The organism is Abiotrophia sp. HMSC24B09, from assembly GCF_001815865.1.
Lineage (GTDB): Bacteria > Bacillota > Bacilli > Lactobacillales > Aerococcaceae > Abiotrophia.
Genome location: NZ_KV822210.1, coordinates 12291 through 36563, shown reverse-complemented (window position 1 = coordinate 36563; position 24273 = coordinate 12291). Strand labels below are relative to the sequence as shown.

37 protein-coding genes are annotated in these 24273 nt (G+C 46.6%); all 37 read right to left on the bottom strand.

All coding sequences use genetic code 11. The features are described from left to right. Window positions 1-23: 23 nt before the first annotated feature. The 37 genes from HMPREF3093_RS06440 to rplB all read right to left on the bottom strand — a co-directional run bounded on the left by HMPREF3093_RS06440 (window position 24) and on the right by rplB (window position 24264). The gene (locus HMPREF3093_RS06440; protein ID WP_070756381.1) at window positions 24-755 is read right to left on the bottom strand and encodes an amino acid ABC transporter ATP-binding protein; all 732 of its coding nucleotides are present in this window, start codon (window positions 753-755) and stop codon (window positions 24-26) included. Between the two features lie 22 nt (window positions 756-777). Next, a complete protein-coding gene (locus tag HMPREF3093_RS06435; RefSeq protein ID WP_070756179.1) occupies window positions 778-2190 on the bottom strand; it encodes an ABC transporter substrate-binding protein/permease in 1413 nt (470 codons plus the stop codon). A 107-nt stretch (window positions 2191-2297) separates the two neighbouring features. Beyond that, window positions 2298-2789, bottom strand: coding sequence for a GNAT family N-acetyltransferase (locus tag HMPREF3093_RS06430; RefSeq protein ID WP_070756178.1), 492 nt, complete (start codon window positions 2787-2789; stop codon window positions 2298-2300). Between the two features lie 153 nt (window positions 2790-2942). Next, window positions 2943-3857, bottom strand: coding sequence for an ABC transporter ATP-binding protein (locus tag HMPREF3093_RS06425; protein WP_070756177.1), 915 nt, complete (start codon window positions 3855-3857; stop codon window positions 2943-2945). After that, window positions 3850-4911, bottom strand: a complete 1062-nt coding sequence (locus HMPREF3093_RS06420) for an ABC transporter ATP-binding protein (protein WP_070756176.1) — start codon at window positions 4909-4911, stop codon at window positions 3850-3852. Before HMPREF3093_RS06420 ends, HMPREF3093_RS06425 begins: the two co-directional genes overlap by 8 nt. 9 nt (window positions 4912-4920) lie before the next feature. After that, window positions 4921-5841, bottom strand: a complete 921-nt coding sequence (locus HMPREF3093_RS06415; protein ID WP_023391452.1) for an ABC transporter permease — start codon at window positions 5839-5841, stop codon at window positions 4921-4923. Then, a complete protein-coding gene (locus tag HMPREF3093_RS06410) occupies window positions 5838-6770 on the bottom strand; it encodes an ABC transporter permease (RefSeq protein WP_070756175.1) in 933 nt (310 codons plus the stop codon). Before HMPREF3093_RS06410 ends, HMPREF3093_RS06415 begins: the two co-directional genes overlap by 4 nt. A 304-nt stretch (window positions 6771-7074) precedes the next feature. Next, window positions 7075-8688: a peptide ABC transporter substrate-binding protein gene (locus HMPREF3093_RS06405; protein ID WP_070756174.1), complete on the bottom strand. Its 1614-nt coding sequence runs from the start codon at window positions 8686-8688 to the stop codon at window positions 7075-7077. 122 nt (window positions 8689-8810) lie between these two features. Beyond that, window positions 8811-9584 (bottom strand): tRNA pseudouridine(38-40) synthase TruA, encoded by a 774-nt coding sequence (truA, locus tag HMPREF3093_RS06400; RefSeq protein WP_070756173.1) that lies wholly within the window; start codon window positions 9582-9584, stop codon window positions 8811-8813. 4 nt (window positions 9585-9588) lie between these two features. Then, the gene (locus tag HMPREF3093_RS06395; RefSeq protein ID WP_070756172.1) at window positions 9589-10398 is read right to left on the bottom strand and encodes an energy-coupling factor transporter transmembrane component T family protein; all 810 of its coding nucleotides are present in this window, start codon (window positions 10396-10398) and stop codon (window positions 9589-9591) included. Continuing rightward, a complete protein-coding gene (locus HMPREF3093_RS06390; protein ID WP_070756171.1) occupies window positions 10388-11284 on the bottom strand; it encodes an energy-coupling factor ABC transporter ATP-binding protein in 897 nt (298 codons plus the stop codon). The genes HMPREF3093_RS06395 and HMPREF3093_RS06390 overlap by 11 nt, the downstream gene beginning before the upstream one ends. Further along, window positions 11254-12093, bottom strand: coding sequence for an energy-coupling factor ABC transporter ATP-binding protein (locus HMPREF3093_RS06385; RefSeq protein WP_070756170.1), 840 nt, complete (start codon window positions 12091-12093; stop codon window positions 11254-11256). Before HMPREF3093_RS06385 ends, HMPREF3093_RS06390 begins: the two co-directional genes overlap by 31 nt. A gap of 288 nt (window positions 12094-12381) precedes the next feature. Next, entirely contained in the window at window positions 12382-12762 is a 381-nt protein-coding gene (gene rplQ, locus HMPREF3093_RS06380; RefSeq protein WP_023391459.1) for a 50S ribosomal protein L17, read from the bottom strand. A gap of 42 nt (window positions 12763-12804) precedes the next feature. After that, a complete protein-coding gene (locus HMPREF3093_RS06375) occupies window positions 12805-13749 on the bottom strand; it encodes a DNA-directed RNA polymerase subunit alpha (RefSeq protein ID WP_070756169.1) in 945 nt (314 codons plus the stop codon). A gap of 70 nt (window positions 13750-13819) precedes the next feature. Further along, window positions 13820-14215 carry a 30S ribosomal protein S11 gene (gene rpsK, locus HMPREF3093_RS06370; protein ID WP_023391461.1) on the bottom strand — a complete coding sequence of 132 codons (396 nt, stop codon included), beginning with the start codon at window positions 14213-14215 and terminating at the stop codon, window positions 13820-13822. 34 nt (window positions 14216-14249) lie between these two features. Continuing rightward, a complete protein-coding gene (rpsM, locus tag HMPREF3093_RS06365) occupies window positions 14250-14612 on the bottom strand; it encodes a 30S ribosomal protein S13 (protein ID WP_023391462.1) in 363 nt (120 codons plus the stop codon). A 21-nt stretch (window positions 14613-14633) separates the two neighbouring features. Further along, window positions 14634-14747, bottom strand: coding sequence for a 50S ribosomal protein L36 (gene rpmJ, locus HMPREF3093_RS09620; protein WP_083316295.1), 114 nt, complete (start codon window positions 14745-14747; stop codon window positions 14634-14636). 38 nt (window positions 14748-14785) lie between these two features. After that, window positions 14786-15004, bottom strand: coding sequence for a translation initiation factor IF-1 (gene infA / locus HMPREF3093_RS06360; RefSeq protein WP_023391463.1), 219 nt, complete (start codon window positions 15002-15004; stop codon window positions 14786-14788). Window positions 15005-15038: 34 nt separating this feature from the next. Beyond that, window positions 15039-15698: an adenylate kinase gene (locus HMPREF3093_RS06355; protein WP_070756168.1), complete on the bottom strand. Its 660-nt coding sequence runs from the start codon at window positions 15696-15698 to the stop codon at window positions 15039-15041. A 35-nt stretch (window positions 15699-15733) separates the two neighbouring features. Beyond that, window positions 15734-17023, bottom strand: coding sequence for a preprotein translocase subunit SecY (gene secY, locus HMPREF3093_RS06350; protein WP_070756167.1), 1290 nt, complete (start codon window positions 17021-17023; stop codon window positions 15734-15736). Further along, complete coding sequence (rplO, locus tag HMPREF3093_RS06345) at window positions 17023-17463, bottom strand: 50S ribosomal protein L15 (protein WP_023391466.1); 441 nt, start codon at window positions 17461-17463, stop codon at window positions 17023-17025. The genes secY and rplO overlap by 1 nt, the downstream gene beginning before the upstream one ends. 34 nt (window positions 17464-17497) lie before the next feature. Then, window positions 17498-17677 (bottom strand): 50S ribosomal protein L30, encoded by a 180-nt coding sequence (gene rpmD, locus HMPREF3093_RS06340; RefSeq protein ID WP_023391467.1) that lies wholly within the window; start codon window positions 17675-17677, stop codon window positions 17498-17500. Window positions 17678-17690: 13 nt separating this feature from the next. Beyond that, on the bottom strand, window positions 17691-18194 hold the full coding sequence (gene rpsE / locus HMPREF3093_RS06335; RefSeq protein WP_023391468.1) for a 30S ribosomal protein S5: 504 nt from the start codon (window positions 18192-18194) through the stop codon (window positions 17691-17693). Between the two features lie 20 nt (window positions 18195-18214). Further along, entirely contained in the window at window positions 18215-18577 is a 363-nt protein-coding gene (rplR, locus tag HMPREF3093_RS06330; RefSeq protein ID WP_023391469.1) for a 50S ribosomal protein L18, read from the bottom strand. Window positions 18578-18619: 42 nt separating this feature from the next. Next, a complete protein-coding gene (gene rplF, locus HMPREF3093_RS06325; protein WP_070756166.1) occupies window positions 18620-19156 on the bottom strand; it encodes a 50S ribosomal protein L6 in 537 nt (178 codons plus the stop codon). 55 nt (window positions 19157-19211) lie between these two features. After that, a complete protein-coding gene (gene rpsH, locus HMPREF3093_RS06320; RefSeq protein WP_023391471.1) occupies window positions 19212-19610 on the bottom strand; it encodes a 30S ribosomal protein S8 in 399 nt (132 codons plus the stop codon). 32 nt (window positions 19611-19642) lie between these two features. Next, a complete protein-coding gene (locus tag HMPREF3093_RS09615) occupies window positions 19643-19828 on the bottom strand; it encodes a type Z 30S ribosomal protein S14 (protein ID WP_083316294.1) in 186 nt (61 codons plus the stop codon). 20 nt (window positions 19829-19848) lie between these two features. After that, window positions 19849-20391: a 50S ribosomal protein L5 gene (gene rplE / locus HMPREF3093_RS06315; RefSeq protein WP_023391472.1), complete on the bottom strand. Its 543-nt coding sequence runs from the start codon at window positions 20389-20391 to the stop codon at window positions 19849-19851. 28 nt (window positions 20392-20419) lie between these two features. Then, the gene (gene rplX, locus HMPREF3093_RS06310; RefSeq protein WP_070756165.1) at window positions 20420-20722 is read right to left on the bottom strand and encodes a 50S ribosomal protein L24; all 303 of its coding nucleotides are present in this window, start codon (window positions 20720-20722) and stop codon (window positions 20420-20422) included. Between the two features lie 28 nt (window positions 20723-20750). Then, a complete protein-coding gene (gene rplN, locus HMPREF3093_RS06305; RefSeq protein WP_023391474.1) occupies window positions 20751-21119 on the bottom strand; it encodes a 50S ribosomal protein L14 in 369 nt (122 codons plus the stop codon). A 34-nt stretch (window positions 21120-21153) separates the two neighbouring features. Further along, a complete protein-coding gene (gene rpsQ / locus HMPREF3093_RS06300) occupies window positions 21154-21420 on the bottom strand; it encodes a 30S ribosomal protein S17 (RefSeq protein WP_023391475.1) in 267 nt (88 codons plus the stop codon). Between the two features lie 23 nt (window positions 21421-21443). After that, on the bottom strand, window positions 21444-21650 hold the full coding sequence (rpmC, locus tag HMPREF3093_RS06295) for a 50S ribosomal protein L29 (protein WP_023391476.1): 207 nt from the start codon (window positions 21648-21650) through the stop codon (window positions 21444-21446). Further along, complete coding sequence (gene rplP, locus HMPREF3093_RS06290; protein WP_023391477.1) at window positions 21640-22074, bottom strand: 50S ribosomal protein L16; 435 nt, start codon at window positions 22072-22074, stop codon at window positions 21640-21642. Before rplP ends, rpmC begins: the two co-directional genes overlap by 11 nt. 3 nt (window positions 22075-22077) lie before the next feature. Then, window positions 22078-22734, bottom strand: a complete 657-nt coding sequence (rpsC, locus tag HMPREF3093_RS06285; protein ID WP_023391478.1) for a 30S ribosomal protein S3 — start codon at window positions 22732-22734, stop codon at window positions 22078-22080. A gap of 3 nt (window positions 22735-22737) precedes the next feature. Continuing rightward, window positions 22738-23094 carry a 50S ribosomal protein L22 gene (rplV, locus tag HMPREF3093_RS06280; protein WP_023391479.1) on the bottom strand — a complete coding sequence of 119 codons (357 nt, stop codon included), beginning with the start codon at window positions 23092-23094 and terminating at the stop codon, window positions 22738-22740. Window positions 23095-23113: 19 nt separating this feature from the next. Then, window positions 23114-23395: a 30S ribosomal protein S19 gene (rpsS, locus tag HMPREF3093_RS06275; RefSeq protein WP_035364047.1), complete on the bottom strand. Its 282-nt coding sequence runs from the start codon at window positions 23393-23395 to the stop codon at window positions 23114-23116. Between the two features lie 38 nt (window positions 23396-23433). Further along, window positions 23434-24264: a 50S ribosomal protein L2 gene (rplB, locus tag HMPREF3093_RS06270; RefSeq protein ID WP_035364049.1), complete on the bottom strand. Its 831-nt coding sequence runs from the start codon at window positions 24262-24264 to the stop codon at window positions 23434-23436. Between the last annotated feature and the right edge of the window lie 9 nt (window positions 24265-24273).

Sequence of the window (24273 nt, the reverse complement as noted above, 5' to 3'; positions counted from 1 at the left end):
CTAGGTTTTACTAGTTAGCTTAATTAATGAAGCACCTTATTCAGGAAGCTTTGGGTCCGTTCATGGCTTGGATGGCTGAAGAGTTCTTCAGGCACGTTTTCTTCGACGATGAAGCCACCATCCATGAAGATGACGCGGTCGGCTACTTCACGGGCGAAGCCCATTTCGTGTGTGACCACAATCATGGTCATGCCGTCTTCGGCTAATCGCTTCATAACATCTAGGACATCGCCGACCATCTCAGGGTCAAGGGCGGAAGTTGGCTCATCGAAGAGCAGGACATCTGGTTGCATGGCCAGGGCCCGGGCAATGGCCACCCGTTGCTTTTGCCCCCCAGACAGGGAGTTAGGCGCTACATGGGCCTTGTCGGCCAAGCCAACTGACTCCAAGAGATAGAGAGCTAGGGACTCGGCTTCAACCTTGGATAGGCCTTTGAGCTCCATAGGCGCTAGGGTGATATTGTCCAAGACACTTAAGTGTGGGAAGAGGTTGAAGTGTTGGAAGACCATGCCAATATTCTGGCGAATCTTGTTGATGTCTTCCTTAGGATTGGTAATGTCCACCCCATCCACGAAGACCTTGCCCCCGTTAATTTCTTCCATTCGGTTGAGGCAGCGTAACATGGTAGACTTACCGGAACCGGAAGGTCCGATGACACAGACTACTTCCCCCGGTTGAATGGTTAAGTCGATAGACTTAAGCACCACATTATCGCCGTATTGTTTCTTAAGTCCGCGAACCAGGACTTTTGGCATTTCTTGGCTTAGTTCTGTCATCTTACTTCCCTCCTTCTAGACGTTTGGATAGGCGTGTTAAGGCCGTAATGACAATCAGGTAGATGAGGCCGACAATCAACCACATAGAACCAGACTGGTAGGTACGGGCGATAATGACGCTCCCGGTTTGGGTCAATTCGACTAAGCCGATAACCGACAGAATCGAGGTATCCTTCAGGGTAATGACGAATTGGTTGATGAAGGATGGAATCATGAGCTTAATGGCTTGAGGCAAGATAATCTTCTGCATAGTCTTACCATAGGAGAGCCCCAGACTGCGGCTGGCTTCCATCTGGCCCTTGTCAATGGCTTGAATCCCCCCGCGGACAATTTCCGCTACATAGGCCGCCGCGTTCAAGCTAAGAGTCATGATCCCTGCTGCCGCCGAACTGAAACGCACGCCAGTCATTTGCGGAATCCCGAAGTAGATGAAGAAGGATAGGACAATCAAGGGCACCCCACGCATGAGGTCGACATAAACTGCGGCAATCCCACTCAACCAAGGGTTGGCTTGGACTCGCAAGAGGCCCAGGATAATCCCTAAGATCAGGGCTAGGGCCACTGAGATGAAGGCAATCCACAAGGTGGTGCCTAAACCTGACAAGAGGGCTGGCCCATTCTCAGCCAGTTGGCCGAAGAAGGAATTTTGAGTGCTAGCTTCCGCATCCTCCCCAATATACTTATCTAAAATACTTTGGTATTTACCAGAAGATTTGAGGCTAGCCAAGCCACGGTTGAAGGCTGCCAAGAGATCAGCATTCTTGCCTTTTTTAACCGCAAAACCGGTTTGGCTGGTTTCTAATTTTTCGCCAATAAGCTTGAGGCGGAGATTCCCGTTCTTAATGGCATAGGCAATGACGGGCGCATCTTCGATGGTCGCGTCACTGTTACCCGTTAAGACATCTTCATACATATTAGCCGAATCCTTGAAGGTCACCACGGTAAACTTGTAGTCATCCTTCAGCTTGTTAGCCAAGTCGGCTCCGGCAGTCCCGGTTTTAACCGCGATTTTCTTGCCACGCAAGCCTTCTAAATCCGTGATCTTGCTGTCAGCGGCTACCGCGAATTGGAGACCGGACTCATAGTAGTTATCCGAGAAGTCGAAGCTGGCCTTACGCGCATCGGTAATGGTCATACCGGCTATGGCGCCATCTACTTGGTCGCTCTCCAAGGCTTGAACAGCCGCAGCAAAGCCCAGAGGTTTGATTTCATAGGTGAAGCCTTCTGCTTCCGCAATGGCTGCTAACAAGTCCATATCAATCCCAACATAGTTGCCTGAAGAGTCTTGGAATTCGAAGGGCGCAAAGGTGGTATCTGTCGCAATCACATAATGTTCAGCGGCCTTGACACTTGGTACTTGTAGGCCTAAGAAGACCACCAAGACCAGCATGAGCCTTTTAATCATATCTTTCATAAACTGGTTCACTCCTTTTATATACTCCAACAGTATAGAGGACGGTCCCAGACATTGCAAGGAAGAGGTAACAAGTTATGTCAGATTATCTAACATAAGGGTGCCGCTTAAAGGTCTTTCTGGAACCAGGCCACATCCTGCCAAGCATCAAATTTATAACCCACCTTCTCGAATAAGGCCACTTGGTGATAGCCTTGCTTGAGGTGGAACTCCACACTACCCTCACCAGGATAGGCCACACAGGCGGTCACCCGCCGAATGCCCTGTTGGCGTAAGGCCTCTTCTAAAGCTGCATAGAGCTTGGCCCCGATGCCCTGACCCCGGACTGAGCGCTTGAGATAGACAGAGACTTCGGCCACATACTGGTAGGCTGCTCTGGGGTGGAAGGCCGAGCCATAGGCATAGCCTACTACTTCCCCCTCCAATTCCGCCACCAAGTAGGGATAGTGGGCCAGGGTCTGCTTAATCCGCTGACGAAAATCTGACACAGAGGGTACTTCATACTCGAAGGAAATCACCGTCCGCTCCACATAAGGCCGGTAAATGGCTCTCAGGCTTGGGGCATCTTGTGGGTTGGCGGACCGAATAACGATTGACATGGCGGACATCCTCTCTGCGCTCTCTGGCTAAAGTTCCTTCTATTGTGCCATCCAAGCCTCCTAAATGCAAGCCAGGTGGCCTCATCTTACACAATAGTAACCTGGCTGTAACCAAAAAAGGCTGAGATTTCAATCTCAGCCTTAAAAGCTAGCTTAACGGGCTTGCATCCAGCGTTGGAATTGCTCATCGCTGGCATAGACATAGTGGCCCTCTGCTACTTTATGTTGACTTAGGGGTGCATCGGTTGCCTCATGTTGATAAGGCTGACGCACACGTGTACTCTCACTAATTGGGTCCGGTTGAGGAACCGCTGATAGGAGAGAGCGGGTATAAGGGTGGACAGGTGAATGATAGAGATCGTGGGCTGGGCCTACTTCGACGATTTTACCTGCGTACATCACCGCAATGCGGTCACTGATGTACTTAACCATGGACAGGTCGTGGGCGATGAAGAGATAGGTCAGGCCACGTTCCTTCTGCAGGCGTTTGAGCAGGTTAACTACTTGGGCTTGAATGGACACGTCCAAGGCCGAAATGGGCTCATCGGCAATGATGAAGCGTGGCTTGAGCGCCAAGGCCCGGGCAATCCCTAGCCGTTGGCGTTGGCCCCCTGAAAACTCATGGGCATAACGGTTGGCATGCTCGCGGTTGAGACCCACTGCTTCCAGTAATTCAGCAATGCGGTCTGCCCGCTCCTGCTTATTACGATAGAGGCCATGAATATCGAAACCTTCGGCAATAATTTCCCCGGCGGTCATCCGCGGGTTGAGGGAAGCATAAGGATCTTGGAAGATCATTTGCACATCGCGAGCGAAGGCTTGACGTTGAGCCTGGGACTTAAGGTCTGATACTGGCTTGCCGTCGAAGATGATTTGACCATCGGTGATGTCATAGAGACCAATAATGGAACGCCCCGTCGTCGACTTACCACAACCTGATTCCCCAACCAAGCCTAGGGTCTCCCCTTCATAGACATCGAAGCTAATGCCGTCAACGGCCTTAATAGGCGCTGACTTCTTGCCAAAGTGTTGGACTAGGTTTTGAACTTCTAATAACTTCTTAGGCATGTGGCACCTCTTCTCTACGCGCTTGATAAGATTCAATCCGGTGGCGAATCACCTCAGGTAGTTCTACCTTAGGCGCCTCAGGATGGAGTAGCCATGTTTTGGCATAGTGGCCAGGACTCACCTCATAAAAAGGTGGTTCTGCCTTGTAATCAATTGCCAAGGCGTAAGGGTTACGTGGCGCAAAAGCGTCCCCTACTGGTGGATTAATCAAGTTAGGCGGCGCACCTGGAATGGTATAGAGCTCCTCGCTATCTTCACTATCCAAGTCTGGCATAGAGCCCAACAGGCCCCAAGTATAAGGATGTTTAGGATTATAGAAAATGTCATGAGAAGAGCCATACTCGACGATTTGGCCGGCATACATAACCGCCACGCGGTCAGCCACATTGGCTACTACACCCAAGTCGTGGGTGATAAAGATAATGGCATTGCCGTTCTTCTCTTGAATTTTCTTCATAAGTTCCAGGATTTGCGCCTGGATGGTCACGTCTAAGGCAGTGGTTGGTTCATCCGCAATCAAGATTTTAGGCTCAGCGGCCAAGGCAATAGCGATGACCACCCGCTGCCGCATCCCACCAGAAAACTCGTGAGGATACTGCTTAAAGCGACGTTCTGGATCTGGAATCCCTACTTCTGCTAGGAGCTCAATAGCCCGTTGCTTAGCAGCTTCCTTGCTGACCCCTTTCTTGTGAGTCAGAATCACTTCCATGATTTGCTTACCTACTCGCATGGTAGGGTTAAGGGCCGTCATAGGGTCTTGGAAAATCATGGCGATTTCATTACCGCGGATACTTTCCATTTCCCGTTCAGATAATTTGAGCAGGTCCTTGCCCTCGAAGAGGATTTGGCCATCTTCATAACGACCAGCAGGCTGCGGAATAAGGCGCATCAAGGCATTAGAGGTTACACTCTTACCTGAGCCAGACTCCCCTACAATAGCCAGGGTCTCACCCTTGGCCAAGGTGAAGTCGACACCCCGTACTGCCTGTACCAGGCCGGCATAAGTCTTGAAATTAATGCGGAGATTCTTTACTTCTAACAATGGTTCAGTCATGAGATCTCCCTACTTTCTTAATTTTGGATCCAAGGCATCCCGCAAGCCATCGCCAATGGTATTGAAGGCGAAGATGGTAATGGAGATGAGCAAGGCTGGGAAGATAAGACGCCATGGGGCTGTTGCCAAGGCTTCGTTCCCTTCGGAGGCCATGGTCCCCCAGCTGGCCATAGGTTGGGTAACCCCCAAACCAAGATAGCTTAGGAAGGACTCGGTAAAGATTGCCCCCGGAATTGATAAGGTCATGGTGACGATGATGCCACCCAAGGCATTTGGAATCAAGTGGCGACGGATTAAGTGCCAGGTGCTAGCCCCCAAAGTCCGAGAAGCTAAGACATACTCCTGGTTCTTAATAGATAGAACTTCCCCCCGCACAATCCGGGCCATACGTACCCAACCAGTCAAGGATAGAGCTACAATCATTGGCAGCAAGCCCTTGTCCAGGACCACCATGACCAGGACTACGACCAAGAGATAAGGTAGCGCGGTTAAGACATCGGCAATCCGCATCATGACATCGTCCACACGTCCACCTAAGACGCCAGCTGTTGCACCCCAGAGGACGCCGATTACTAGGTCAATGACCGCCGCAATCAAGCCGATGAAGAGGGAGATGCGAGCACCCACCCAGACACGGACGAAGACATCCCGTCCCAGGTTGTCAGTCCCGAAGAGATAGGTAGCATTTGGTGCCGTATTGTAGGACCCTGTTTGATCACTAAAGCTAATCGGCCAGAACATAGGGACAAAAATGGCCAAGAGGGCAATGACCGCTAGCAAGGCCACACTGAAGAGGGCCAGCTTGTTGCGGGCAAAGGTATGGAAGACTTGGCCCCAGAAGGAAGTGGTCTTCTGGCTTAAGACGTCAGTCTGGTCTTCTTTGATCCCGACCAACTCAAAATCTTGGGCTGTATATTCTACTTGGCTCACGCTGACTCGCCTCCTTCTAACTTAATGCGTGGATCAATCCACATATAGACAATATCCACCACTAAAACTGCAAACAAGAGCAGGATGGAATAAAAGACCGTGGTCCCCATAATGACCGTGTAGTCACGGTTGGTAATGGACTTAACGAACTGGCCACCCAAACCTGGAATGGCGAAGATGTTTTCGACAATGAAGGAACCTGTGACAACCCCAGCCAAGAGTGGCCCTAAGTAGGACACAACTGGCAAGAGGGCATTACGCAAGGTGTGCTTGAAGACAATCTTCCACTTGCTGAGGCCTTTGGCCTTGGCTAGCTTGACATACTCGGAGGTATTCTGTTCCAGCATACTAGACCGGGTTAATTTGGCAATATTCCCCATGAAACCTAAGCCGAGAGCCAAGGATGGCAGAATGGTGTAGTTGAATCCTTTCCAACCAGACACTGGGAACCAGCCTAATTGTACGGCGAAGAGGTATTGGATTAAGCCCGCCAAGATAAAGGAAGGCACAGAAATCCCTAGCACCGCCACTACAGTCGCGGCATAGTCGCGCACCTTGTTATGGTAGGTGGCGGAAATAACCCCTAAAGTCGTCCCCAAACCAACGGCGATGACCAAGGCTTGCATCCCTAGGGCCAAGGATACTGGGAAACTAGAAAAGATGATGTCGTTGGTTGAACGGCCCCGGTACTTCATGGAATAACCGAAGTCGAACTTGAGAATTCCCACTAGGTAATCCTTGAACTGGATATACCATGGGTTGCTCAGGCCATACTGCTTGTTGAGCTGGGCTTGAATGTTAGCCGGCAAGGCCTTCTCGCTGGCAAATGGGTTCCCTGGTGCAATTCGCATCAGGAAGAAGGTCAAAGTGATAATACAGAATAAGGCAATGACCATATAAATTAGGCGCTTGAAGATATATTTGCGCATGTCTACTCCTCCTCTAATAATTTAAGGGCGGGTCTGAAACCCGACCTCTTATTTGCTACTTCTATTCTCTCATTAAAATCACGGCTTACGATTTGACTTACTAAGCGTGAGGATGACCTTCTGTCAGCTTTTTTGCCCCCATAGCTGACCAAAAATCATCCGAAAGATTAAAAACACATGAATTAATTTTAATCTTTAATTCACCATTTGTCAATATTTTTTCTGACAATGAGCGTTTTCATAACATAAAAATATCCCCTTGCTAAGCAAGGGGATATTAGGAATAGCCTTAATTCTTGGAGGACTATTCTACCTCTAAGTATTTCAAGTCAATCTTACCAAGAGGCGATGTTGCTAGGCCCTTGATGTTGTCTTTCTTAACACTTACTTGAGTGTAGTCATAGATTGGAATAACTGGCATTTCGTCCATTAAGACTTTTTCAGCCTTCTTCAGAATTTCTAAACGTTTGTTAGCGTCAGTTTCTTTGGCAGCTTCTTCTAAGTACTTAGCGTAGTCTGCATTTTCCCAACCAGTGTAGTTGTTACCCGCATCAGCGCTACGGTATTGATCTAAGAAGGTTAAGGCATCGTTGAAGTCACCAGACCAACCTAAACGCGCTACTTGGAAGTCACCGGTCTTAAGACGATCTAAGTAAACTTGGAACTCAGAGTTGTCCAATTCTACCTTGATACCTAAGTTCTTAGACCAACCTTCTTGGATGTATTGAGCAATGGCTGCGTGAGCTTCACTGGTGTTCATAGAAATCTTAACAGTCAATTCACTTGGATCTTTGAGGCCTAATTCTTGTAAACCTTTAGCCAAGTATTCTTTGGCGCCTTCATAGTCAGCATCCTTGAAGTAGTTAGCGTCTGCTTCGAAGCCAGTAACTGAAGCTGGCACAATACCCTTAGCAGGTTTTTGTTCAGCCTTGGTAATGTTAGTTACCAAACCTTGACGGTCAATAGCTAAAGCCAAGGCCTTACGGATATTGACATTAGACATTACAGAGTCCTTGGTGTTGATTTTGTAGACGTAGATAGCTGACTGTGGTGTAACTTTAAGAATCCCTTGTTTCTTGAAGCCTTCAAAAGAATCTAACGACAAGGTCCCGAATGGTGCGCTGACAAAGTCAATTTCACCAGATTGGAACATCTTAGTGACGGTTGAGTCAGACTCAACGATTTGAGCGTTGACACGGTCAACCTTAACATTGTCCTTATCCCAGTATTGGTCGTTCTTTTCTAAGGCTAGGTCTGCATTGTGGTTCCACTCAGCTAACTTGAAGGCCCCGTTAGTGACATACTTGTCGCTTAAGTCGTCAGCCCAGTCAGCGTTAGCTTCTACCACCTTCTTGTTAACAGGTGCAAATGCATAAAAAGAAGTTAAGCTTAAGAAGTAGGCAGTTGGGTTGACCAACTTAACTTCTAAGGTAGTGTCGTCGATTGCTTTGACCCCAACTTGGTCTGCGCTACCTTTGCCCTCGTTGTAGGCTTGCGCCCCTTCGATAACGAAGAAGAGCCCTGCGTAGTCAGCCCCTGTTTCAGGGTTGATGACACGTTTCCAGGCATATTCAAAGTCACCTGCAGTAACAGGGTCGCCGTTAGACCATTTAGCGTCTGAACGTAATTTGAAAGTATAGGTCTTGCCATCTTCGCTGACTTGCCAAGATTCGGCCACACCAGGCACTTGGCTCTTGAAGTCTTGCGATTCACGGGTCAAGCCTTCGAAGACGTTATGGATGATGTTGCCGCTTGGCGCATCAGACGCTTTGGCTGGGTCGATGCTTGCCATTTCTGAAGACACAACGGTGTTGACTTCTTTACCTTGAGCGTGTGCCGGTAAAGGTGTTGGTAAGCTTGCAGCCAAGGCTAAAAAGGCAGCGCCGGCTAACAAGGATTTCTTGAGTACTTGTTTCATAAGTATCCCCCTTAGTAAAATTAAAATCACATGAGTTAATTTTAAGGGAACTCTGAATAAATGTCAATGCTTTTTTAATAGCAAAGATCAAGCCCCCTTGCTAGGCAAGAGAGCTTGATCAATTAGTTGTTAAATGGCGATGGCTCATAGAAAACCTGGTGGAGATAAAGTCCCTGTGGCGGCGCCGTTGGACCTGCTTCCTTGCGGTTTTGAACCTGGATTAAACGTTCCAGCTCATTGACAGGACGCAGCCCATCCCCGATTTGCAGGCTAGTGCCGACTAGAATCCGAATCATATTATAGAGGAAACCTGTCCCCTGGAACTGGAAGACCAGTTCCTGTTGGTCCTTATCTTCCCAAACTCGGGCCATATGAACGGTCCGCACCTTGTCTTCCTTATCGGTCTTAGTCGAACAGAAGCTGGTGAAGTCATGGGTTCCCACCACGGCCTCCAAGGCTTGATTGATTCGGTCTAAGTCATAGCGATAGGGATGGTGGAGACTGTAGAGGCGTTTGAAGGGATTGGCATAGGGCCCCACATCTACCCGATAACGGTACTCCTTACCCACAGCATGGTAGCGGGCATGGAAATCATCGGCCACCCGAGCCACTGCCACTACCTTAATAGCCGGGTCCAAGAGGGCATTGAGAGCTCTTTGCATGGCTTGTTGAGGCATAGGGGCAGGATAATCAAAATGTACTACCTGGCCCAAGGAATGGACACCCGAATCAGTCCGGCCTGACGCCACTGTGGGAATGGTCACGCCTTCTGGGCACTTTGCCATTTTGATTAGAGCCGCGTCTAGATTGGCCTGAATAGAAGGGCCATTGGGCTGAACTTGGTAGCCGACAAAGCGACTACCGTCATAAGCGAGTTGAATGGCATAACGTGGCATGGCCTCACCCCACTGGCCAGAAACGGCTAGCTAACAAGGCTAAGGCCAGGACTAGCAAGGCCCAACGCACTTGTCTATCAGCTGGGCTGTAGGCCAACTGGCGATACTTGGTACGGCCTTCTGCTCCGCGATAGCCCCTCGCTTCCATGGCGGTTGCCATTTCTTCGGCCCGGTTGAAGGCAGAGATGAAAAGGGGCACCAAAATCGGCACGACAGCCTTCATTCTCTGCATGAGGCTACCTTGATCGAACTCTACCCCACGCGAGCGTTGGGCGTTCATGATTTTCTGGGCTTCATCCATGAGGGTTGGCACATAGCGCAAGGCGATAGCCAGCATAAGGGCCAACTCGTGGGCAGGGAAGCCAAAGCGAGTCAGGGGCCGCAAGAGATGTTCAATCCCGTCCGTTAGCTCCAGGGGCGCTGTCGTTAAGGTTAGAATAGTGGACATCATAATAATGAGGACCAGACGCATGAAGATAAAGGCCCCACTCTCCAAACCACCAGTCGAGAGGACAAAGGGTCCCCACTGCCAGAAGACATGGCCCCCATTAGTGAAGAGAATCTGAAAGACCACGGTAAAGAGAATCAGCCAAATCATGGGCTTGACCCCATTAATAAAGAACTTAAAGGAAAGACCGGTCAACTTAATAGCCAAGAGGGTAAAGAGCGCCAAAATGGCGTAACCCAACCAGGAATCGGCTAAGAAGACCGCAAAAATAAAGTAGAAAGAAGCTAGCAACTTGGTCCGTGGATCCAGTCGATGGACCCAGGAATCCATATTGATATAGCGTCCCAGTAACATTTTATCCAACATGGCCGGTCCCCTCCTTAGCTGGAAGATGGGCCATGAGCAAGTCGGCTAAGGCTTCAACGGTCAGGGGCGCCTGGTCGATAGCTAGGGCCTGGTCCCCTAAGCGCTCCTGTAATTTCTCCAGAAACTGCATGGAGCGTGGCACATCTAAGCGCCGTTGGCGCAACCAATCCGTCTGGCTGAAGACCTGTTCAGGCGTCCCTGTCTTAGCCACCGTGCCCCCTTCCATGACAATGACATGGTCGGCATAACGGGCAACGTCATCCATTTGGTGACTGATTAAGACTAGGGTCAACTTATCCTCTTTTTGGAGGCGCATGAACATGTCCAGCATTTGGGCTTGACCCAGTGGGTCTAAGCCGGCAGTTGGCTCGTCTAAGACCAACACTTGCGGTTCTAAGGCCAAAACACCCGCAATGGCCACCCGTCGCATTTGGCCTCCACTGAGATCGAAAGGCGAGCGCTCATAGAGGTCCGGACTGATGCCGACCAGGGATAATTTTTCCTTAGCAATGGCGAGCGCGTCCTCTTCCGAGACACCAAAATTCAAAGGTCCAAACATGACATCCTTGAGGACCGTCTCTTCAAAGAGCTGGGCTTCCGGGAATTGGAAGACGACACCGACCTGCTTACGCAAGGGCTTGAGGGAAGGTAACTTAGCCGTAGATGTAACCAAGACATCCCCTAGACGTACTGAGCCCTTGGTTGGCTTAATCAAAACATTAAGGTGTTGAATCAGAGTCGACTTGCCTGAACCCGTATGGCCGATGACGGCAGTCACTTGGTGGGCTGGAATGGTTAAATTAACGTCGAAGAGGGCCGCTACCTCAAAAGGCGTATTGGCATTGTAATGGTAACTTACTTGGTCGAATACAATGGTGTGATCCATGTCAATAAGGCCTCCTCATCGAGATAGTTATCCGGCACATCCAGTCCGCGGGCAGCTAGAGCGTCCTTAAGTTTCTGTGAAAAAGGCACATCCAAGCCTTGTTCCACTAATTGCTCACCCATTAGGAAGATTTCTTCCGGTTTCTTGTCTTGAACTAGGCGGCCGCCCTGCATCATGAGGATACGGTCAGCCAAGCTAGCTTCGTCCAAATCATGGGTAATGGAAATAACCGTCAGGTTGAAGCGTTCCTTAATCTTACGGATGGCGGCAATCACTTCTTGACGACCGTTAGGGTCCAACATAGAAGTCGCTTCATCCAAGATAATAATGTCAGGTCGCAAAGCCAAGATGCTAGCCAGGGCTACCCGTTGCTTCTGGCCCCCTGATAGGCGGGCAGGCTCCTTGTCCTTAAATTCTGACATTCGAACCTCAGCCAGCGCCTCTTCAATCCGGCTAATCATCTCCTGACGTGGCACTCCATTATTCTCCAAGCCAAAGGCCACATCATCTTCTACCGTCGAACCAACAAATTGGTTGTCTGGGTTCTGGAAGACCATGCCAACTGAGCGACGAGCCTCCCAAACGGTCTCTTCGTCAATGGTTAAATCCTTAATGGTTACCTGGCCTGCCGCAGGCACGAGGAGGCCATTCATAATTTTGGCTAGGGTAGACTTGCCTGAGCCGTTTGGCCCAATAATAGCCACCCATTCGCCTTCCTTGATTTCTAGGGAGACATCGGTCAGGGAATTGACCTCGCTACCATAGTAACGAAAATCGATATGCGATAGTTTTACAACGCTTGCTGCCATGTCTGTTTCATCCTCTCTGCCTCTGGGGCCTCCTTGCTACTTTCATAGCTAAAGCCAGTTTCCTACCTGGCCTTAGCTATGAAAGCAACTCACCCCCTTACTCTACCACCTGGGGGCGTCACTTTCAAGAATTTGAGTATAAGTCCAAAAAAAAATCACTTTTACGATGATAGCTAGCGATTGGGGAAGCAGGGCTCCCCCAATCGTGCTATAGAGCTAGACCCTGTAGTTGGTTAGCAAGGCTACAGAATCGTCACACTCCTCATCATAAAGCGAATTCTCACTCTATTATACTAATTCGATGATTGCCATTGGGGCGCCATCACCACGACGTGGGCCGGTCTTCAAGACACGGGTGTAGCCACCTTGGCGGTCAGCGTAGCGCTCAGCGTACTCACCGAACAAACGAGTCAAGACACGTTCAACAACGACTTGATCCCCTTCAACGGTTGCGCTAGCAATCTCGTTACGCAAGAATGCTGCAGCACGACGGCGTGATGCTAAGTCACCTTTTTTACCTAAGGTAATCATTTGATCAACGAATTTACGTACTTCTTTGGCACGAGTTTCTGTGGTTTCGATACGGCCGTATACGATCACATCAGTAGTTAAGTCACGCAATAATGCGTTACGTTGTGCGCTCTTACGTCCTAATTTGCGGTATGCCATTATTCAGTTTCCTCCTTTGCTTTGAATATGAAATATCCTATACTAGTCGTCTTGGCGTAAGCTCAACTCAAGGTTAGCCAATTTTTGTTTGACTTCCTCTAATGATTTACGGCCAAGGTTACGTACTTTAATCATTTCTGCTTCTGATTTGTTAGTCAACTCTTGAATCGTGTTGATGCCCGCGCGTTTCAAACAGTTGTATGAACGAACGGATAAGTCTAACTCTTCAATCGTCATGATTAACATTTTCTCTTTTTCAGCTTCTTCCTTCTCAACCATAATTTCAGTTTGACGCGCTTCATCGTTGAGGTTAACGAAGATATTCAAGTGCTCCGTTAAGATTTTAGCGGCTAAACTTAATGATTTTTCAGGACTAATTGAACCGTCGGTCCAAATATCTAAAGTTAATTTATCATAAACGTTCTTTTGCCCGATACGGGTGTTTTCGACTTGATAGTTTACCTTCTTAATTGGGGTATAGATCGAATCGATTGGCAAGACGCCGATTGGCATGTCTTCCCGTTTGTTGTGTTCGCTCCGTACATAACCACGACCGTTGGCTACGTTGAGACGCATCTTCAATTCAGCGCCATCAGCCAGGGTGCAAATGTAGAGCTCAGGGTTGAGGATTTGCACATCGTTATCGTGCATAATATCAGCTGCGGTCACAACTTTTGGACCGGTGACGTTTAATTCAATTACTTTTGACTCTTGAGTGTGAAGTTTCAATGCTAATTTCTTCAAGTTCAAGATAATCGTTGGAACATCTTCCACGACACCTTCAACTGTAGCAAATTCATGCAGTACTCCATCAATCTGGATGCTAGTAACAGCGGAACCAGGTAATGAAGATAATAAAATACGACGTAATGAATTTCCAAGGGTTGTTCCATATCCACGTTCAAGTGGTTCAACGACAATTTTACCAAACTTGGCATCGTCACTGACTTCAATCGTTTTAATTTCTGGCTTTTCAATTTCGATCATCGATTATATTCCCCTTTCAAAACGTTAGTCTTGGTAATAACGCGCTTCACAGTTGCTTGAGTCATCTAGATTATACGCGGCGACGTTTTGGAGGACGGCAACCGTTGTGAGGAATAGGGGTAACGTCGCGGATGGCGGTTACTTCTAAACCTGTAGCTTGCAATGAACGAATTGCTGACTCACGACCTGAACCTGGGCCTTTTACTGTTACTTCAACAGTCTTCATCCCGTGATCCATAGCACCTTTAGCAGCCACTTCTGAAGCCATTTGTGCAGCGAATGGGGTAGATTTCTTAGAACCACGGAAACCTAATGAACCTGCGGATGACCATGAAATAGCATTACCATTCACGTCAGTGATCATAACAATAGTGTTGTTGAATGTAGAGCGAATGTGTGCTACACCTTTCTCGACATTTTTTCTAACACGACGGCGACGACGTGCAACTTGTTTTTTCTTTGCCATGAAGTTTATACCTCCTTCATTCTATATTCGAGTATTATTTTTTACCAGTGACCATTTTCTTAGGTCCTTTACGTGTACGAGCGTTGTTCTTGGTGTTTTGACCACGAACTGGCAAGCCACGACGGTGACGTAAGCCACGGTAAGAACCGATTTCTTGGAGACGCTTGATGTTCAAGCTAATTTCACGACGTAAGTCCCCTTCAACTTTGAGGCCGTCAATGATTTCACGGATACGGTCGAGCTCATCGTTTGATAAGTCCTTAACGCGAGTGTCTTCAGAAACGTTTGCTTGTTTTAATACTTGTTGTGCAGTTTTCAAACCAATACCGTAGATGTATGTTAATGAGATTACTACACGTTTTTCACGCGGAATATCTACTCCAGCAATACGAGCCATTTATCTGGCACCTCCTTCTTATTAACCTTGACGTTGTTTATGTTTTGGATTTTCGCAAATTACCATCACATTGCCGTTGCGACGAATGATTTTACATTTTTCGCAAATTGGCTTTACAGATGCTCTAACTTTCATCTTAACTAATTCCCTCCTTAAATTCGAAACGGAACGGTTTACTTAAAGCGGTAGGTAATACGACCACGTGTCAAATCGTAAGGAGATAATTCAATCGTTACCTTATCTCCTGGTAAGATGCGGATGTAGTTCATCCGGATTTTACCTGAAACGTGAGCCAGTATTTCATGCCCATTCTCTAATTCAACCTTAAACATTGCATTTGGTAAAGTTTCAATGACTGTACCTTCAACTTCAATTACATCATCTTTAGCCATTCATACTTCCTCCTCTTACCAACTTACTGTTAGGCTATTGTGCCACTGAGGACAAAATCTGGCGGATATCTTCGTAGACCTTGTCGATGGCTTGTTGACCATCCACTCGGTGAAGAAGCCCACGTTCCTCATAATAATCCAGTATTGGTCGAATTGATTCCATTTGGAGATTGATACGATATGCAACTTTCTCAGGCTTGTCATCTTCACGTTGATAGAAATCACTGGCACCACAATTGTCACAGACACCTTCAACCTTCGGTGGGTTGTAGAGTTTGTGGTAGGTTGCCCCACAGTTGCGGCAGATGATTCGGCCACTCAAGCGATCCTTGAGGACTTCTGGATCTACATCGATATAGATAACGGCATGGATTGGAGAGTTTAACTCCACCAAGTTTTGATCAAGCGCCTGAGCTTGAGCGCTGGTACGTGGATAGCCATCCAACATGAAGCCTTGGGCTTTCACGTCGTCTTGGGCTAAACGTTCACGTACAATGGCGTTGGTCACTTCATCAGGAACTAGGTTCCCGTTGTCAGTGTAAGCCTTGGCTTGGAGCCCAAGTGGGGTTTCGTTCTGAATCGCAGCACGGAAAATATCCCCAGTTGCAATATGTACGATTTGATAATCTTTTACTAGACGTTCACTCTGTGTCCCTTTACCGGCACCAGGCAAACCCATTAATAAAATATTCATCTTGTATCTTCCCTTTACTTCTATTTGACACATGATTATTGAATGAATCCTTGATAACGGCGTTTGATAACGCGCCCTTCGACCTGCTTAGCAGTCTCAATGGCAACCCCGACCACAATCAGCAAGCTAGTCCCGCTGAGTGAGATACGTGACGTTAAGTTCCAGAAGAACCCTGCCACAATCGGTAATACCGCAATCAAAGTCAAGTAAAGTGCGCCTACTCCGCTCAAGCGGTTGATAACTTTGGTTAAGTAAGTTTCGGTATCTTTCCCAGGACGTACGCTTGGAATGTACCCGCTCGACTTCTGCAAGTTCTCGGCAACTTTCTCCGGATTCACTTGAATCAATGAATAGAAATAAGTAAACGCAATTAATAGGACAGTGTAGAAGATTACACCGTAGAGTGTTTGGTAGTCGAAGAGTTGTACCAGGAAGTCCATCCATGGGTTAGTCCGATCGACTGTCACAAACGAGAATATCATCTGAGGTGTTGTAATGAACGAACTAGCGAAAATTACTGGAATAACCCCAGCTGAGTTAATTTTAAGCGGGAGGTGAGCTGAGTAGCGCGCCCCTGACGCTTTCTTGGAATAATGGATTGGGATACGCAATTGAGCCCGTTCCATTAAAACGATAATCACAATTAAGATGACGATGACCAAGATAATGGCTGCCAATGACAGCATGTTGGTCATAGCATGATCTCCACCATTTACCAGATGGCGTTGGAGATAACCCATCAATTCCTTAGGCACTTCCGCAACAATCCCGGCCATGATAATCATGGACAAGCCGTTACCGACACCGCTTCGGGTAATCATCTCACCCAACCAGACCAAGAACATGGAACCAGCTGTTAAGATAAGGGCAATCGTCAGGTAACGCATTGTCGTTGGGTTGGCAATCAAGCCCAGACGCGCCATCCGGTTAAAACCGAGGGCGATACCGTAAGATTGTACTAAACCAAGGGCAATGGCAACATAAGTGGTCCATTGGTTGAGCTTACGACGCCCAACTTCCCCTTGCTTAGCCCATTCAGTAAACTTAGGCACGATGTCCATTTGTAATAACTGAATGATGATTGAGGCGGTAATGTATGGAGAAACCCCCATGGCGAAGAGCGAGAAGCGCTTCAAGGCCCCGCCACCGAAAGTGTTTAATAAGCCTAAGAGGCCGCTCTCAGCGAAAGTATTAATCGCTGAAACCCGAACCCCAGGTACAGGAATATGTGAGCCTAATCGGAATACCGCAAAAACGAAGAGCGTGAAAAAGATGCGACGACGCGTATCTTTATCCGCAAATGCATTTTTAATGAAGGTAAACATTAGATCACCTCGATTGATCCACCAGCTGCAGTAATTGCTTGCTCTGCACCTTTAGAGAATTTGGCTGCTTGAACAGTTAATTTTCTTTCAAGTTGACCATTACCTAAGATTTTTACTCCTGATAATTCTTTCTTAACGACACCTGCTTCAACTAAGAGAGCTGGTGTAACTGTCGTACCGTCTTCGAAGCGGTTGAGAGCTTCCAAGTTAACGACTGCATATTCTTTACGGTTGATGTTGTTGAATCCACGTTTTGGTAAACGACGGAACAATTGAGTTTGTCCACCTTCGAAACCTAAACGTACGCCACCGCCAGAACGGGCTTTTTGACCTTTTTGACCGCGACCAGCAGTTTTACCGTTACCGGAACCTTGACCACGACCGACACGGTTACGTTCTTGACGTGAACCTTCAGCAGGTTTTAATGTATGAAGTTTCATTCCTGTGGCACCTCCTTGTATTAGTCTCTAATTTTTATGCTTCTTTTACTTCAACTAAGTGACTGATCGTATTGATCATCCCACGAACCGCTTCGTTGTCTGGTTTAACAACGGTCTTGTAAGTCTTAGTTAAACCTAACGCCTTAGCAGTTTGGATTTGATTTTTAGGACGACCGATCAAGCTGCGTTTCAATTGGATTTGTAAGTTCGCCATTTGATTGTCCTCCTTAGCCTAAAATTTCTTCGACTGATTTGCCACGTAAAGCAGCAACTTCTTCAGCTACTTTCAATTGTTTCAAGCCTTCTACAGTCGCACGCACCATGTTGATTGGTGTGTTAGAACCAAGAGACTTACTTGTTACGTCAGCTACCCCTGCTAATTCCATTACGGCACGAACAGGACCACCTGCTGCAACCCCAGAACCGGCTGGTGCTGGTTTGATTAAGACACGACCACCACAGAATTCGCCAATTGCTTCGTGAGGAATTGTGGTTCCGGTCAATGGTACTTCGATTAAGTTTTTCTTCGCATCTTCGATAGCTTTACGGATTGCTTCTGGAACTTCTTGAGCTTTACCAGTACCAAAGCCAACGTGACCGTTCTTGTCACCGACAACTACTAAAGCTGAGAAACGTAGACGACGTCCACCCTTAACAACTTTGGTAACACGGTTAATCGTCACAACGCGTTCTTCGATGTTTTCCAAGGTATTTGGATTGATGTGAACCATGAACTAGTGTCCTCCTTCTATTAAAATTCTAGGCCGTTTTCACGAGCTGCTTCAGCCAAAGCTTTCACACGACCGTGATATAGGTACCCACCGCGGTCGAAGACAACTTTCTTGAAGCCTTTTGCTACCGCACGTTCAGCAACTAATTTACCTACAGCTGAAGCTTGTTCAACTTTGGTCCCTGTTACTGATTTGTCATTACTAGAGGCACTTGCAAGCGTCACACCCGCTACGTCATCAATTAATTGAGCGTAGATGTGCGTGTTGGAACGGAACACGTTCAAGCGTGGGCACTCAGCAGTACCAGAGATTTTGTTTCTTACGCGAGCATGTCTTTTACGACGTACTTTGTTTTTATCTGGTTTTGTAATCACAATTTTCACCTCTTTAAGTTTAAGTTATAGGAGAAGATCAGGACCGGTCTATTACTTACCAGTCTTACCTTCTTTACGACGTACATATTCGTCAGTGTAACGAATCCCTTTACCTTTATATGGTTCTGGTGGACGTACGCCACGGATGTTGGCTGCTAATGCGCCGACTTTCTCTTTATCGTAACCTTCTACGATAATCTTAGTGTTAGAAGGAACTTCAAAGTTAGCACCTTCAAGTGGTTCGAATTCAACTGGGTGAGAAAGACCCACGTTCAATACTAATTTGTTACCTTGTTTTTGAGCACGGTAACCGACCCCGATAAGGTCTAATTCTTTCTTGAAGCCATTCGCTACACCTTCAACCATGTTGCTGAAGACAGAACGCATAGTCCCGTGTAATGAACGGTTTTCTTTTGAATCATTTGGACGAGTGAAGACTACTTCATTCTCTTGAACTTCCAACGCAATGTTTGGGTGGAATTCACGTGTCAAAGTACCTTTAGGGCCTTTTACAGTCACTGTATGACCTTTTACTTCGACGGTTACGCCTGCTGGAATCACGACTGGTTTTTTACCGATACGACTCACAGGGCTGCACCTCCTCTTTCTTATTTCTAGTTATCTTAATTATGAGTAGATTAGATTACCAAACGTAAGCTAATACTTCGCCACCGACACCAGCTTGACGAGCTTGTTTGTCAGTCACAACACCGTTAGAAGTTGAGATGATGGCGATCCCTAAGCCGTTTAATACCTTAGGTAGGTCTTCTGATTTGGTGTAGATACGCAAACCAGGTTTTGAAATACGCTTGATGCCAGTGATAACTTTTTCGTTGTTACGGCCGTACTTCAAGAAGATGGTGATTTCACCTTGTTTGTCGTCTTCTGCGACTTCATAGTTTTTGATGAAACCTTCTTGTTTCAAGATTTCAGCAATCGCTACTTTGATTTTTGAAGATGGTGCTGATACAGTCTTGTGTCCTACGCTGTTAGCGTTACGGATACGAGTTAAGAAATCAGCAATTGGATCTGTCATAACCATGTTGTATTTACCTCCTCTTTGTTCAGTATGGATTACCAGCTGGCTTTCTTCACGCCAGGGATTTGTCCTTTGTAAGCAAGTTCGCGGAAGCAAATACGGCAAAGTTTGAATTTACGATATACGGAGTGTGGACGTCCGCAACGCTCGCAGCGCGTATACTCTTGAACTTTGAATTTAGGTGACCGCTTGTTTTTTGCAATCATTGATTTTTTAGCCAATGTTCATTCGCCTCCTTGTCTTATTTTTGGAAAGGCATGCCTAATTCTTTAAGTAAAGCATGTGCCTCTTCGTCAGATTTCGCAGTTGTTACGATAACGATGTCCATCCCGCGGACTTTATCAACGTTATCATAGTTCACTTCAGGGAAGATAAGTTGTTCTTTGATCCCTAAGGTGTAGTTCCCGCGGCCATCGAAGGCTTTGTTGCTGACACCGTGGAAGTCACGAACACGCGGTAAAGATACAGTGACTAACTTGTCTAAGAAGTCGTACATACGCGCACCACGTAGGGTCACTTTACACCCGATTGGCATACCTTCACGGAGACGGAAGCCCGCGATGGATTTCTTAGCTTTGGTAATCACTGGCTTTTGACCAGATAATAAAGTGAGTTCGTCAACAGCTTTTTCTAAGTTCTTAGCGTTAGCTACTGCGTCACCCACACCCATGTTGATGACGATCTTTTCAACTTTAGGTACTTGCATTACAGAAGTGTAGTTGAATTGCTCGATCAATTTTTTAGTTACTTCGTTTGAGTATTTAGCTTTTAAACGATTTTCCATGTAGTGTTAATCCTCCTCTCGCTATTGATTAGATGGTTTCGTTAGATTTCTTCGCGAAACGGACTTTCTTGCCGTCTTCGAAACGATAACCCACACGTGTTGCTTCCCCTGATTTAGGATCAACGAGTTTAACGTTAGACACGTGGATTGGTGCTGGGAATTCTTCGATCCCGCCTTGACCTGCTTGAGAAGGTTTAACGTGCTTTTTGGCAATGTTCAAGCCTTCTACGACTACGCGGTCTTCTTTTGGTAAAGTACGTAAAACAGTCCCTGTTTTACCTTTATCTTTACCTGTAATTACTTTAACTGTATCGCCTGTTTTGATACGCATGAATAGTTTCCTCCTTCGTTAATATTTCTTATAAAACTTCTGGAGCTAATGAAACAATCTTCATGTAGTTGTTATCACGCAATTCACGTGCAACTGGTCCAAAGATACGCGTACCACGAGGGCTCTTATCGTCACGGATGATGACGCAAGCATTTTCGTCAAACTTGATATAAGAACCATCTTTACGGCGAGCTCCTGATTTAGAACGTACGATTACTGCTTTTACGACGTCACCTTTTTTAACAACTCCACCTGGCGTTGCTTGTTTAACCGTTGCAACGATAACATCCCCGATGTTAGCAGTTTTGCGGTTAGAACCACCTAATACACGGATTGTTAATACTTCACGTGCGCCAGAGTTGTCAGCAACTTTTAATCGACTTTCTGTTTGAATCATTTCGATGTCCTCCTTCCGAGATATACTTGGTTAATTAGATAATGACTGCTTCTTCAACAATCTCTAATAAACGGAAGCGTTTCGTAGCTGATAATGGACGAGTTTCCATAATGCGCACGATGTCGCCTTCTTTTGCACGGTTTTCTTCATCATGTGCTTTATATTTCTTAGAATATTTAACGCGTTTACCGTATTTAGGGTGAGTCTTACGAGTTTCGACTAAAACCGTGATGGTTTTGTCCATTTTGTCGCTCACGACACGACCTTGGTAAACTTTACGTTGGTTGCGTTCTGTCGTCATTGATGTTAGCCTCCTTTGCTGGTTTATTTAGACAATTCTTGCTCGCGTAAAGCAGTTTTGATACGTGCGATAGATTTACGTACAGTGCGTAAACGTGCTGTATCTTCTAATTGTCCTGTTGCTAATTGGAATCGAAGGTTGAAGAGTTCTTTCTTCAACTCAGCTTCACGTTCAAGCAACTCAGCAGTGGATAACCCTTTGATTAACGCTTTAAATTCATTAGTTTTCATTCGATTCACCACCATATTCTTCACGTTTTACGAACTTGGTCTTAACTGGTAGTTTATGCGATGCTAAACGTAATGCTTCACGTGCGATTTCTTCAGATACACCCGCTACTTCAAACATAATCTTGCCACGCTTAACTGGTGCTACCCAACCTTCAGGTGCCCCTTTACCAGAACCCATACGAACCCCGATAGCTTTTGCAGTATATGATTTGTGAGGGAAGATTTTAATCCATACTTTCCCACCACGTTTCATATAACGAGTCATCGCAATACGGGCTGCTTCGATTTGACGGTTTGTGATCCAGTGAGATTCAGTAGCTCGTAAGCCGTATTCACCGAAATCAACTTGTTTACCACCTTTAGCTTCTCCGCGCATTTTACCACGGAATTCACGACGGTGTTTTACACGTTTTGGTACTAACATTGATTAGTTCCCTCCTTTCTCAGAGTTTTTCTTTTGTGGCAATACTTGGCCACGGCAGATCCAAACTTTAACTCCTAACTTACCGTAAGTAGTGTCCGCTTCTTCCCATGCGTAGTCGATATCGCTACGTAAGGTATGGAGTGGCACAGTACCTTCAGAGTATGCTTCGCTACGCGCAATATCAGCACCGTTCAAACGGCCAGATACCATGGTTTTAATCCCTTGAGCGCCAGCTTTCATAGTACGTTGGATAGCTTGCTTTTGAGCACGGCGGAAAGCCACACGGTTTTCTAATTGACGTGCGATATCTTCAGCAACCAATTTAGCGTCTAAGCTTGGTTCTTTGATTTCTACAACGTTGATAAAGACTTTCTTGCCGGTTAATTTGCTTAATTCCGCACGGACTGCATCGATTTCGGAACCACCTTTACCGATGACCATACCTGGCTTAGCAGTGTGAACAGATACAATCACACGGTTAGCAGCACGTTCGATTTGGATGTTAGAAACTGATGCTTCTTTTAATTTCTTGTATAAGAATTTGCGGATAGCTAAATCTTCGTGTAAGTATTCAGCAAAGTTCTTGTCTGCATACCATTTAGCGTCCCAGTCGCGGATGACGCCGACACGCATACCAATTGGATGTACTTTTTGACCCATTGATTAAGCCTCCTCTTTCTCAGATACCACAACAGTGATGTGGCTTGTACGTTTGTTGATTGGGGAAGCTGAACCTTTCGCACGTGGGCGGAACCGTTTCATGGTTGGGCCTTCGTTAGCGAATGCTTCACTCACGTATAAGTTTTCCAAGTCAAGATCGTAGTTGTGGTCCGCGTTAGCGATAGCAGACATCAACACTTTCTCAACGATTGGGGCACCTGCTTTAGGTGTGAATTTTAAGATGGCAATTGCTTCGCCAACTTTTTTACCTCGGATAAGATCTAAGACTAAGCGAACTTTACGAGGCGCAATGCGAACTGTTCTTGCAACTGCTTTTGCAGATGTAACTTGGTTAGACATCTTGTTTTCCTCCTATAAATTAGCGTTTCTTAGATTTCTTGTCGTCAGCTGCGTGACCTTTATAAGTACGAGTTGGTACGAATTCACCTAATTTGTGACCTACCATATCTTCTTGAACATATACAGGCACGTGCTTGCGGCCATCATAAACGGCAATGGTTAAACCAATGAAGTTAGGGAAGATGGTTGAACGACGTGACCAGGTTTTAATAACTTGTTTCTTTGTGCTTTCTGCTTGCTCTTCCACTTTTTTCATTAAGTGCGCATCACAGAAAGGTCCTTTTTTCAAACTACGACTCACAATGAAGCCTCCCTTCGATTATTTGTTACCGGCGCCTATTATTTCTTACGGCCGCGGATGATTAACTTGCTAGATTTAGCTTTCTTAGAGCGGGTTTTCTTACCAAGTGTTGGTTTACCCCATGGAGACATCGGAGATTTACGCCCGATTGGTGCACGACCTTCACCACCACCGTGTGGGTGATCGTTAGGGTTCATTACGGAACCACGAACTTCAGGACGTTTGCTCATCCAACGTGCACGACCGGCTTTACCGATGTTTACTAATTCGTGTTGTTCGTTACCAACAACCCCGATAGTTGCACGGCAAGTTGATAAGATCATACGAACTTCACCAGAGTTCAAACGAACTAAAGTGTATTTACCTTCGTGACCCAATACTTGAGCGCTAGTACCAGCAGAACGGATTAATTGACCGCCTTTACCTGGTTTTAATTCGATGTTGTGGATCACAGTACCTTCAGGGATGTTTGCTAATGGCAATGCATTCCCGATTTGGATGTCGGCATGTTCACCAGATTCAATTTTTTGGCCTACTTTCAAGCCTTTTGGTGCCAAGATGTAAGTCTTGATCCCGTCTTCGTAGTGTACCAACGCGATGTTAGCGGTACGGTTTGGATCGTACTCGATGGTTGCGATAGTCCCTACTACGTTGTCTTTGTTACGTTTGAAATCGATGATACGGTAAGCGCGTTTGTTACCGCCACCTTGATGACGAACAGTGATTTTACCTTGGTTGTTACGGCCGGCTTTTTGTTTTTGTGAAGATAACAATGTCTTCTCTGGTTTTGATGCAGTGATTTCGCTGAAATCATAACCAGTCATGTTACGACGACCGTTAGAGGTTGGTTTGTACTTTTTAATCGCCACTCTTATTCC